This window comes from Streptomyces sp. NPDC026515, assembly GCF_055567595.1.
In genome coordinates, this window is record NZ_JBVHQD010000005.1 from 121,110 (window position 1) to 132,731 (window position 11,622).

The following is an 11,622-nucleotide window of genomic DNA, read 5'->3' on the forward strand; positions in this document are numbered from 1 at the left end:
GCCTCAGGACAGGGTGAGGTCGGGGGCGTAGAGGTCGAGCCAGTGGGCCAGGTCGAGGGTGCGTTCCAGGCCGCGCCGGGCGCCCTGTCCGTTGAGCCCGGTCCGGTGGGCCGCGCGGTCCGCCTTCTCGCGGTCGACGAGGTCGAAGACCCGGTGGCCGGGCTGGGCCAGCAGGTCCTTGACCTGGTCCTGGAGGGCACGGCCGTACTCCGGGTCCTGGGTGGACGGGTAGGGGCTCTTGACCCGGTCGTACACGGACTGCGGCAGGACGTCCCTGGTGGCCTCGCGCAGCAGGGTCTTCTCACGGCCGTCGAAGGACTTCAGTGCCCAGGGCGCGTTGTAGACGTACTCGACCAGCCGGTGATCGCAGAACGGCACCCGGACCTCCAGGCCGACGGCCATGCTCATCCGGTCCTTGCGGTCGAGCAGCATGCGGACGAAACGGGTGAGGTGCAGATAGCTCATCCGGCGCATCCGGAACTCGAAGTCGCTCTCGCCGTCGAGGCGTTGGACGCCGGTGACGGCGGAGCGGTAGCCGTCGGCGATGTACGACTCCAGATCGAGGGACTTGGTGAGGTCCGTGCGCAGTACGTCGGTGTCGTCGCCGAAGTGCCGGCCGGCCAGGTAGAGCCAGGGGAAGGTGTCGGCCGTGCGGGCGTCCTCGTCGAAGAACTGCAGGTAGCCACCGAACACCTCGTCGGCGGACTCTCCGGACAGCGCGACGGTGGACTGGTCGCGGACGGCCCGGAAGAGCAGCAGGAGCGAGGCGTCCATGTCCCCGAACCCGGCCGGCAGGTCACGGGCCTGGATCACCCGCTCGCGGACGGCGGGGTCGGCGAGGCTGTTCACATCCAGGACGATGTCCTGGTGGTCGGTGCGGGCGAGCCGTGCCACGTCGTGCACGAACGGCGTGTCGGGGGTGGAGCGCAGCTCGTCGGCGACGAAGTTGTCGGTCTGGCCGACGAAGTCGACGGCGAAACTGCGGACCTTCTCGCCCTGCACGGCGAGCTGTTGGGCGGCCAGCGCGGTCATGGCGGAGGAGTCGAGGCCGCCGGAGAGCAGGGTGCAGCGGGGCACGTCGGCGACCAGCTGGCGGCGCACGACGTCGTCGAGGAGCTCGCGGACGGTGGCGACGGTGGTGTCACGGTCGTCGGCGTGCGGACGCGTCTCCAGCCGCCAGTAGGTCCGGGTGCGCAGTCCGCGCCGGTCGACGGTGACGACGGTGCCGGGCTCCACCTCGCGCATGCCCTCCCACACGGCGTGCCCGGGGGTCTTGACCATGGTGAACAGTTCACGCAGCCCGTCCAGGCCGACCCGGGGGCGGATCAGCGGGTTGGCCAGGATCGCCTTCGGCTCGGAGCCGAACAGGACGCCGTCCGGGGTCGGGTAGAGGTAGAACGGCTTGATGCCCATGCGGTCGCGGATCATCACGAGCTTGTCGTGCCGGCCGTCCCAGACCGCGAAGGCGTACATGCCGTTCAGCCGCTCGGCGACGGCGTCCCCCCACTCCACGTAGCCCCGCAGTACCACCTCGGTGTCGGAGTCGGTGGTGAACCGGTGTCCGCGGTCGGCGAGTTCGCGGCGCAGCTCGGTGAAGTTGTAGGCCTCGCCGGAGTAGACCATCGCGACGGTGCCGTCCGGGGTGCGGACGGTCATGGGCTGGCGGCCGCCGGGCAGGTCGATGATCGCGAGCCGGCGGTGGCCCAGAGCGGCGGGGCCCTCGCTCCAGGTACCCCGGTCGTCGGGGCCGCGACAGGCCATGGTCTCCGTCATTGCATCCAATGCGTGCGTCTCGGTGGTGAGGTCACGGTCGAAGGAGACCCAGCCGGTGATGCCACACATGCGTTACCTCCTGCTGCCGGTCTGCCGGGCGACATGCGCCAACCTGCGATTCCGCGGCGGAGCCGATTGCCCGAGCGAACCACTTGTATTCAGCACCTATATATCGAGCGTGCGCCCCGCACCCGGCCCGGTCAACCTCGCCGTAACACGGACGGCTGCCCCTGCTCACCCTTTCGGCCGCGCTTTGCCCGCCCGAGGCCCGCGACGGCGCTCCGCACCGGGCTCCGGCCGCAAGAACAGGCCAACTGCAAAATGTTCGCCAAACGGAACCGGCGCCCCGGTTTTCACCGGGGCGCCGGTCATCGGCCGTCGTCGCGTCCTCGCGTCACTCCGCCGTCGTCACGAACCGGTCCAGCACCGCCGTCAGCTCGGCCGGCCGCTCCACGGGGAGCTCATGGCCCGCGTCGATGATCCGGACCTCGGCGTCCGGGCAGGCCTTGGCCATCCGCAGCATCTGTCCGACCGGCAACTGGATGTCGTGATAGCCGTGCACCATCAGGGTGGGCGCGGTGATCTCCGGCGCCCGGTCCAGGACGTCGAAGGCCCGCATGGCGCCGTACAGCGTCATCACCACCTCTCGCGGGGTGTCCGCCGACGCGCGGACGTATGCGCGGATCTCGTCACGCGGGTGGCCGGGGGCGAAGGCGCGCTGGATGTTGGCCGCGACGAACAGCTTGAAGGGGACCAGGGTGGAGGCCGCCATCAGCAGACCGCGGCCGCGGCTGTACGTCATCCGGCCGATGGAGTTGACCAGCACCATCCGCTCGATCCGCCCGGGGTGGGTGAGCGCGAGGGTCTGGGAGATCATGCCGCCCATGGAGTGGCCGACGGGGACGAAACGATCCACTCCGAGATGGTCGAGCAGGGCGACGACGTCCTGGGAGAGTGCCTCGATCGTCTTCACCCCCGCTCCCGTGCTCTCGCCGTGACCGCGAAGGTCGAGGCGTATCACCCGGCGGCTCTCGCCGAAGTGGGCCATCTGGTGGTCCCAGCGGTGCCGGTCGGCGGTCCAGCCGTGGATGAACACCAGGGGCGCGGCGGCGCCGTCCCGGGGGCCCTCGTCGTCGTACGTCAGCGTCGCTCCGTCGACTTCGAGCTGCGGCATGGGGCCTCCTGGGGCGCGATCCGGTTACTGGCCGGTACGGTAACCGGAGCCCCCGGCCGCCGTCATCGGGCAGCCGGCCTCAACACGGTTACGGCGTGCGTTTGATGGCCGCCACGGCCGCGTCGGCGTCGGCCGCGGACACCGCGAGCCGGGCGAAGGGGGCGGACGGCTCCAGGTCGACCAGGACGACCGGGCCGTGTTCGTGGACGGCGACGAAGTCCGTCCCGCCCGGGTACCGCCAGGCGCCGACGCAGAACCGGTCGGGCCGGAAGTGACCGGGGTGCGGTTCGCCGCGCAGCACCCGCCACCAGTCGGGCTCCACCGAGGCCCCGCGCACCTGTGCGAGCGGCACCCGCACTCCGCGGCGGTGGGCGAGCAGCCGCTCCCACCCTCCCAGACGCACGACCACCTCGTCACCGTCGACGCTCAGCCGGGCCATCGCGCTCACCTCCGGGTGAATCCCACTGAGGCTTATTACCCCAAATGCCGCAATGGCGAATCGGTCCTATGGTGCTGGTATGGAGCACGCACTCAGTCCTTCGACCCTCGCCGAGCTGCGCCGCCCGCGCCCCTACCCCGCCGTCTCGGTGCTGACGCCGACGCACCGCCGCGAGCCCGACAACGCACAGGATCCGGTCCGGCTGCGCAATGTCGTGGCCGAGGCGAAGAAGCAGCTGGAGACCGATCCCGCGGTCACCCGGGAGCGGCGCAGCGACGTCTTCGACCAGCTCGACCGGGCCCTCGCCGAGATCGATCTGGCGCACGCCGAGGACGGTCTGGTGATCTTCGCCGCGCCAGGTGAGCACCAGGTGTGGTCGCTGGCCCGCAGTGTGCCCGAGCGCGTGGTGCTCTCGGACACCTTCCTCACCCGCAACCTGGTCTCGGCCCGGGCCGCCGAGCGGCCGTTCTGGGTGCTGTCGATCTCGGCCGACCGCGTCACGCTGTGGAACGGCGGGGTCGACCGGGTCACCGAGAGCCGGGCCGGCGGCTTCCCGTTGTCCCGCGGCCAGGAGAACTTCGACGCCGAGCGGCTGCAGCGCATCGGCGACACGCCCAGCATCTTCCGCGACGAGGACACCAAGCGTTTCCTGCGGGACGCGGACACCCTGATGGCCGCCCTGCTGCGGGAGGAGCCGCGGCGCCTCTACATCACCGGTGAGCAGGCCGCGCTGTCCCTGTGGGAGGAGTTCGGCAACGTCGCCAGGCACAGCATCCCCGTGCAGCACGGTGGCCTCACGCACGCCGGCCCGGAGGCCGTGTGGCAGGTGATAGGGCCTCTGCTGGACGCGGACTCGCGCCGCAACACCGCTTCGGTGACCCGGGAACTGGAATCGGCACGCGGTCACAAGACGTTCGCGGCCGGCGTCGACGAGGTCTGGCAGAGCGCCCGCGAGGGCCGTGTCCGGCTCCTGGCCGTCGAGGAGAACTACCGCACGACCGTCCGCGACGACGGCGACCACCTGGTCCCGGCCGCGAGCGGCGACCTCGACTCCCGCGACGACATCGTGGACGAGATCGTCGAGCAGTGCCTGGAGACCGGTGCCGACGTCCGCTTCGTGCCGGACGGCACCCTGGACGACGAGAACGGCATCGCCGGGGTGCTCCGCTACTGACGCTCCGGTACTGACGGTCCCGCTCCCCCGGCCGACGTCTACGCTCTACAGCGTGATCGTCGGCCGAGAGGGAGTGAAGGCGTGGCTGAGCTGCTGGGCGTCGCGGTGCTGGGTGCCGGACACATGGGTGCCGACCACATACGCCGACTCGACCAAGTGGTCAGTGGCGCACGGGTGGCTGCTGTCGCGGATCCCGACCTGGACCGCGCCAAGGAAGCGGTGGCCGGTCTGGACGGGGTCACCGTCCACGCCGATCCGCTGGCCGCCCTGGACGCACCCGGTGTCGAGGCCGTGCTGATCGCCTCGCCCGGCCCGGCGCACGAGGAGCCGCTGCTCGCGGCCTTCGGCCGCGGGCTGCCGGTGCTGTGCGAGAAGCCCATGGTGCCGGACTCCACCGGTGCGCTCCGGGTCGTGGAGGCCGAAGCAGGGCTCGGCCGACGACTGGCGCAGATCGGGTTCATGCGCCGCTACGACGCCGAGTACCGGCGCCTGAAAGCACTGCTGGACGGCGGCGGCCTGGGGCGGCCGCTGATGCTGCACTGCACGCACCGCAACGTGTCCTCGCCGCCCGGCTTCACCAGCGCCATGCTGATCAACAGCTCGGTCTCGCACGAGATCGACGCGGCCCGCTGGCTGCTCGGCCAGGAGCTGACCGCGGTGACCGTGCTGCGGCCGCGGCCCTCCGCCGGTGCCCCCGAGGGGCTCATCGACCCGCAGCTGGTGCTCTTCGAGACCGACGGCGGTGCCCTCGTCGACGTCGAGGTGTTCGTCAACTGCGGCTTCGGCTACCAGGTGCGCTGCGAGGCGGTCTGCGAGCGGGGCAGCGCCCGCATCGGCGAGGACCACACCATGCTGGTCACCTCGGCGGGCGCCGCCCGCGAGGAGGTGCCCCAGGACTATCTGGTGCGGTTCGCCGACGCCTACGACCGCGAGGTGCAGTCCTGGGTGGACGCCACCCGGCAGGGCCGGGTCACCGGCCCGAGCGTCTGGGACGGCTACGCGTCCTCCGTGGTCGCCGAGGCCGGGGTCCGGGCGCTGGAGTCCGGCGGCCGTACGGCCGTCGAACTCGCCCCACGCCCGGACCTGTACGCCGGGGACGTCAGCCGCTGACGCTCGCCGAGCCCGTCTCCAGGTGGCCGGTGAACCGGCGCGACCAGGTCGCGTCGGAGTCCACCGTGACGGTGAAGTCGTACCAGCCGTCCTGGTGGGCAACCGCGTTGAAGTAGTCCTCGGCCGAGGCACCGGCGGCCACCTGGTAGGTCCAGGGGCCGTCGGTGCGGTAGTTGTTCGCGGTGATGGTGAACCTCACCGACGCGGAGCCCGAGTTGGTCATCTTGAACCAGACCGCGAGTTTGCCGGTCCCGGGCTCCACGGTGTAACGGGTGCTCACCTCGGCCGACTTGCCGGCCTTGGTGGCATCACCCTGGAAGCGGCGCAGGAAGCGGTTGGGACCGACCATGCTCAGGTCGTACTTCCCGGCGCCGTACCCCGTGCCGATGTTGAAGGAGTCGGAGGCGGTGCCGCCCGCGGCCACCGTGTACTGCCAGGGCGTGGTGTCCCGGTAGGCGTTCGGGTGGATGGAGAAGTGCGCGGAGCGGGTCGCCGGGGTGCCCTGGTTGGCCATGGTGAACCAGGCGAGGATCTTGCCGGCGGTGCCGAACTCCAGGTGGTCCAGGTATCCGTTGGGCTGGTAGGGCAGCGCACGGGCCGGGCGGGTGCCGGGCTCCTGGGCGGGCAGGGCGTTGGTGGTGGGTACCGGGTTGGGCAGCGGACCGCAGGTGGAGAGGCCGATGACGCCGGTCGCGGGCAGCGTCACGGCGCCGGGGACCGGGTGGGCGAAGTCGAAGACGCCGGTCAGGTCGCCGCTCACCGAGCGCCGCCAGTCGCTGATGTTGGGGCACTTCGCGGGCTTGCCGAGGGCGGTGGTCCAGGTCTCCAGGAAGCGCAGCACCGAGGTGTGCTCGAAGACCTCGGAGGAGACCCAGCCGCCCCGCGTCCAGGGCGAGACGACGATCATCGGAACGCGGAAACCGAAGCCGTACGGCACCCCGTTCAGGAACTCACCGGCCGTGCCGGCCGGCGGCGACGGGGGTGGTACGTGGTCGAAGAAGCCGTCGTTCTCGTCGTAGTTGAGGAACAGGACGGTCGAGTCGAAGACGTCCTCGTCGGCGGCGAGCGCCTGGTAGACCAGGTTGACGAAGTGGGCCCCGTCGCCGGGCGGGGCGTAGGGGTGCTCGGAGAAGGCCTGGTCGGCGACCACCCACGAGACCTGCGGGAGGGTACCCGCGAGGACGTCGGCCTTGATGGCGGCGGCGATGTCGTCGGGGGTGGAGCCCGTCACCTTCGGGACCGAGGCCATGCCCCGGTCGTACAGCGGGTTGCCCGCCTTGGCGCCCGCGAAGTTCTTGAAGTAGGCGCAGCCGTTGTCCCCGTAGTTGTCCTGGGCGTTCTGGTAGACCTTCCAGGTCACTCCGGCGTTCTGCAGGGCCTCGGCGTAGTTCTGCCAGGTCAGCCCGGACTCGTCGCCGCCGTCGTAGCTGGCGGAGTCGACCTTGCCGCTCCACAGGTAGGTGCGGTTGGGGCCGGTGGCGCTGAGGGTGGAGCAGAAGTAGGCGTCGCAGACCGTGTAGTTGTCGGCGAGCGCGTAGTGGAAGGGGATGTCGGACCGGTCCAGGTAGCCGAGGGACCGTACGTTGCCGACTCCCGCGACCCAGTTGTCGAGGCGGCCCTTGTTCCAGGCGGAGTGCTGGGAGGACCAGGAGTGCGGCAGGTCGCCGTTGCACTGGGCCAGGGTCTCGCCGGTCTGGCCGCCGGCGGCGGGGGTGGCGCTGAGCTTCCAGGGATACTGGCGGCCCGGCCCGTTGGGCTGGTTGAAGACCGGGTAACCGCCGCTCAGGGTGACGCCGCTGCGGTCCGCGAAGCCGCGGACGCCCTTGAGCCGCCCGAAGTAGTGGTCGAAACTGCGGTTCTCCTGCATCAGGACGACCACGTGCCGTACGTCCGAGATCGTGCCGGTCGCCGCGCTCTGGGCCGCGGCCGCCGTCCGTGGGCCGGCGGCGCCGACCGCCATGCCCGCCGCCACGGAAGCGCCCAGCCCCACGAAGCCTCTTCGGCTGATCGGTGTCATTCGCCCCGTCCTCGTCACGGGTGTGCTCCGGTGGCACACCACGCGCCAGGGTGCACGGGGTATCCGTCAGGCTCCGTTCCGGGGCGGTGAGGCGGGAGTGAACAACACAGGAAGGACGTGCCGTCTGAGCCGGATCCGGCTCACACACCGCCGAACAACGCGCTCAGACCCCGCTCCACGACCGCGTCGACGTCCTCCTCCCCCGGCGCCACCACCTCGTGGCTGCGCTGCAGAAAACGCACGAGCGCCTGAGTGTCGAACTGGAGCAGGGCGAGCCCGTGCGGCGAGTGGAACTCCACGGCCGTACGGCCCCGGCCGCAGGGCCAGATGTGCACGTCCCCGCGCCCGGCGGGGACATCGAGACCCTGGTCCAGCAGCGAGCGCGCGAAGGTCCAGGTGACCTCCTCGCCCCCGAGGGTGACCTCGGCCGGGAAGTCGATGAACACGGCGAGCGGATCACCGGAGGTGTACCGGAGCGTGGCGGGCACCGGCACCTCCTGGTCCTCGGCGGTGATCAGCCGGGCGCGAGCGGGTTGCTCGAAAGTGATGTCCATGCCTGTAGGACTCCACAGGTGCCCCTCGCATGACGCGAAATCCGGACAGAGTTGCCGCGGGTGGCCGAGACCGCGACACTGTGCACGCCGACGCGTCGAACAGTCGCCCGAGCGCGATACGCAGGCCCCCCGAAGTAGGCCAAGTCGCGTAGTCGTCCTACGCCTTGCGCCACCAGGTCGCGTACACCTTTCATAGTGGTCCACCAGGCAGTGGGGACTCTGACATATGCCAGAAGCACCACCGTATCGGGTGTTGCCAAATCCCTTACGGGGCGTCGCAGGCTGTGCCACAGTCGTAACCGGTCCCCCGCCCGCTCTGGCCGTACCGTCCCCGCATCGGAGTGCGTCATGCCGTCCCATGTCTCCGCGGACCGCCCCGCCGCCCAGCCGCCCGGGCGCGGCTCGGTCGAGGCGTTGATATCGCAGACGCGGCGGCTCAGGGGTGACGTGGACGCCGTGCGGCGGGACACCCGCGGCGACGGTTCGGACCCCCGCGACCGCTGGCAGCGCGCACTGTACGACCTGGCGCTCCATCAGCTCAACGACCTGGACGAGCACTTGGCGCAGCTGCGGGACGGCCCCGCGCCGCCACCACCCGTCCCGGACGCCGCGCCGGAGCACCGGTCCGCTCCCGCCGATCTCCCGCACGGTTCGCTGCTCAGCCGGGTCGGCAGCGCGGAGTGGAACCTCCTGACGGACGAGGCCAGTTGGTCCGGTGAGCTCTACCAGATCCTCGGCCGCGACCCGGCCGCGCCCGCGCTCACCCTCGACGAACTGCCCGCCGTGGTCCTGGACGAGGACCGGCCCGGGCTGACCGAGATGGTGACCGCCTGCCTGGTCGACGCCAAGCCGATCGACGGCGAGTTCCGCGTCCTGCGGCCCGACGGAACCGTGCGGACCGTGCACATGATGGGCGAGCCCGTCCTCGGCGGCGACGGCAGCACCGCCTCGATGTGGGCGGTGCTACGGGACGTCAGCGAACTGCGCCGCAGCCAGCGCACGGTGCGCGAGACCCGCGACTCGCTGCGTCGACACCACCCGGTGGACCGGAACCAGCAGCGGCTCGCGACCGAGCTTCGGGTGGCCGTGGTACCGGCGGGACGCGGTGCGCCGCGGCCGCCACGCCATGCGACGGGCGCTCTCGACGTCGCCGGCCGCCACCTGCCGGCCGGGGCCGGCGCTCAGCTCGGTGGCGACTGGTACGACGCGCTGGACCTGTCCGACGGCGACACGCTGCTCAGCGTCGGTGACCTCACCGGGCACGGTGTCGCCGTCGCCTCGGGCATGACGATGCTGTTGGGCGCCGTACGCGGCATGGCGATGGCCGGCACCCAGCCGGGACAACTCATGTCCCTGTTGAACCAGTTGCTCGACACGACCGTGCAACCCGCACTCGGCAGCGCCGTCTGCTGCCGCTACCGCCCCGAGACCCGCACCCTGGCCTGGGCACAGGCAGGACACCCCGCCCCGCTGCTGTTCCGCGACGGGACGGGGTGCGTGCTGAACGCGCCGGACGGCGTCCTGCTCGGCGCCACCTCGGGAGCCGGCTACGGGCAGGCCGAAGTGACCCTGGAACCGGGCGACCTGCTCCTGCTGCACACCGACGGGCTGTTGCCCGGGCACAGTGCGGCGGACTCCCTGGACCGTCTCCTCGGCCTGTCCCCGCGGTTCGGGCAGGCACCCACCGCCCAGGACTGTGTCAGGGCCGTGCTCGAGGAGTTCGGCGAGACCGAGCGCGAGGACGAGGCCTGCGTGCTCATCGCCAAGGTGAGTGAATAAGGTAAGGGCGGTCGGCCACCCCGGATCAACCAGTGTCCGGTCGCGCACCGGCCCCTATGCCTGTGCGCTGTTGTTCGTCCCCCTGTTCCTGGGCTTGGGCAGCGCGAGCTTGATCTCGTCCCGCAGGTCCTGGATCCGCGGGTAGCTGGAGTACTCGGCGGTGAGCCGGTACATCTGCCGCAGCCGGTCCCAGGTGCGGTGCGAGGAGTTCGATCCCATCGACACCAGGGCCAACCGGGCGTAGTGGCCGGCCTGCTCGGGGTCGTCCGCGATGAAGCAGGCGGAGGCCATGGAGAGGAAGTCGAAGATCTTCGACCGCTCCTGCTTGCTGTCGGCCCTGAGGGCCAGGGCCTTCTCCGCGTAGTGCCGGGCGTGCACGGCCGCGCTCGGGTCGTGGTCGGCCAGCGTGCGGTAGGCCAGAGCCTGCATACCGTACAGATCCGCCTCGTTGAACATCTGCATCCAGCTCGGCGGCGGCACGTCGCTGCGGTCCGAGACGAACAGGCTCTCCGCCTGGCCGAGGGTACGGCGCATCGCCTGGCCCTTGCCCATCGACGCCTGCGCCCACGCCTCGATGGTGTGGAACATCGCCTGGGTGCGCGGCAGCACCTCCTGACCCGAGCCCGACTGGGCGAGTTTCATCAGGTCGAGTGCCTCGTCGGGCCGGCCGATGTGCACCATCTGGCGAGCCGCTCTGGAGAGCGCCTCCCCGGCACGCGGCCGGTCACCGCCCTCACGGGCCGCGTGGGCGGCGATGACGAAGTACTTCTGGGCCGTGGGTTCCAGGCCGATGTCGTGCGACATCCAGCCGGCGAGCACGGCGAGGTTGGCGGCGACGCCCCACAGGCGCCGCTGGAGATGGTCGGGGTGACGGTAGGCGAGCATGCCGCCCACCTCGTTGAGCTGTCCCACCACGGCCTTGCGCTGCAGCCCGCCACCGCGGGCCGCGTCCCAGGCACGGAACACCTCTACGGAGCGCTCCAGTTCCTCGATCTCCTCGGATCCGATGGGGGCGGCCTCGTAGCGGTCGAACCCAGCGGGGTCGGCGTGCAGGGGGTCGTCGAGGACGGGGGCGTCGGCCTTCAGGGTGGGGTCGGTGTGCAGCCAGTCGTACATGGCGCTGCTGAGTACGGATCCCGCGGTGAGCGCGGCACCCGCGCCCACCAAGCCGCGTCGGTTGAGCATGAGGTCCATTCCCGTGAATTCGGTGAGGACCGCGGCGGTTCGTTCGGGCGCCCACGGCATGCCGTCGGGATGTTCCGCCATCCCGCCGTCCGGCCGTTTTCCCGTACGCCCGTGCCGTACCAGACCGAGGTCCTCGATGGTCACGACACGGCCGAGACGCTCGGTGAACAGGACCGCCAGCACCCGCGGCACCGGATCGCGCGGGATCTCTCCCGTGTCGATCCACCGCCGCACCCGGGAGGTGTCGGTCGACAGCTGGGGGTGGCCCATGGCCGCCGCCTGCCGGTTGACCAGCCTCGCGAGTTCGCCCTTGGACCAGCCGGCCAGGCCGAACAGGTCCGAGAGACGGGTGTTGGATTGTCCGCTCACGTCAAGCCCCCAGGTTCTCGGCTGAGTTGACAGTAGCCCCGGGCAGGT

9 protein-coding genes are annotated in these 11,622 nt (G+C 71.0%); 3 read left to right on the top strand and 6 right to left on the bottom strand.

Features of this window, described 5'->3' with window-relative positions; translation table 11 throughout:
- Positions 1-3: 3 nt before the first annotated feature.
- The 3 genes from asnB to ACZ4O3_RS11365 form a co-directional block, all read right to left on the bottom strand.
- Positions 4-1,842, bottom strand: a complete 1,839-nt coding sequence (asnB, locus tag ACZ4O3_RS11355; RefSeq protein WP_467721988.1) for an asparagine synthase (glutamine-hydrolyzing) — start codon at positions 1,840-1,842, stop codon at positions 4-6.
- A gap of 325 nt (positions 1,843-2,167) precedes the next feature.
- Entirely contained in the window at positions 2,168-2,947 is a 780-nt protein-coding gene (locus tag ACZ4O3_RS11360) for an alpha/beta fold hydrolase (protein ID WP_362723633.1), read from the bottom strand.
- 88 nt (positions 2,948-3,035) lie between these two features.
- The gene (locus ACZ4O3_RS11365; protein WP_467721989.1) at positions 3,036-3,386 is read right to left on the bottom strand and encodes a hypothetical protein; all 351 of its coding nucleotides are present in this window, start codon (positions 3,384-3,386) and stop codon (positions 3,036-3,038) included.
- Between the two features lie 79 nt (positions 3,387-3,465).
- On the opposite strand from ACZ4O3_RS11365, the gene ACZ4O3_RS11370 reads away from it, so the two are divergent.
- A complete protein-coding gene (locus ACZ4O3_RS11370; RefSeq protein ID WP_362723627.1) occupies positions 3,466-4,560 on the top strand; it encodes a baeRF3 domain-containing protein in 1,095 nt (364 codons plus the stop codon).
- An 81-nt stretch (positions 4,561-4,641) separates the two neighbouring features.
- A complete protein-coding gene (locus ACZ4O3_RS11375) occupies positions 4,642-5,670 on the top strand; it encodes a Gfo/Idh/MocA family protein (protein WP_384991584.1) in 1,029 nt (342 codons plus the stop codon).
- Here ACZ4O3_RS11375 and ACZ4O3_RS11380 read toward each other — a convergent pair.
- Together ACZ4O3_RS11380 and ACZ4O3_RS11385 are read right to left on the bottom strand one after the other, a co-directional pair.
- Complete coding sequence (locus ACZ4O3_RS11380; RefSeq protein WP_467721990.1) at positions 5,660-7,687, bottom strand: phosphocholine-specific phospholipase C; 2,028 nt, start codon at positions 7,685-7,687, stop codon at positions 5,660-5,662. The two genes, ACZ4O3_RS11375 and ACZ4O3_RS11380, sit on opposite strands and share 11 nt — an antisense overlap.
- Before the next feature lie 140 nt (positions 7,688-7,827).
- The gene (locus ACZ4O3_RS11385; RefSeq protein ID WP_362723272.1) at positions 7,828-8,241 is read right to left on the bottom strand and encodes an SsgA family sporulation/cell division regulator; all 414 of its coding nucleotides are present in this window, start codon (positions 8,239-8,241) and stop codon (positions 7,828-7,830) included.
- A gap of 348 nt (positions 8,242-8,589) precedes the next feature.
- Between ACZ4O3_RS11385 and ACZ4O3_RS11390 the strand changes: the two genes are divergently transcribed.
- Positions 8,590-10,020 (top strand): PP2C family protein-serine/threonine phosphatase, encoded by a 1,431-nt coding sequence (locus ACZ4O3_RS11390; RefSeq protein ID WP_467721991.1) that lies wholly within the window; start codon positions 8,590-8,592, stop codon positions 10,018-10,020.
- A gap of 54 nt (positions 10,021-10,074) precedes the next feature.
- Here ACZ4O3_RS11390 and ACZ4O3_RS11395 read toward each other — a convergent pair whose 3' ends face one another.
- Positions 10,075-11,574, bottom strand: coding sequence for a DNA-binding protein NsdB (locus ACZ4O3_RS11395; protein ID WP_362723277.1), 1,500 nt, complete (start codon positions 11,572-11,574; stop codon positions 10,075-10,077).
- Positions 11,575-11,622: the final 48 nt, after the last annotated feature.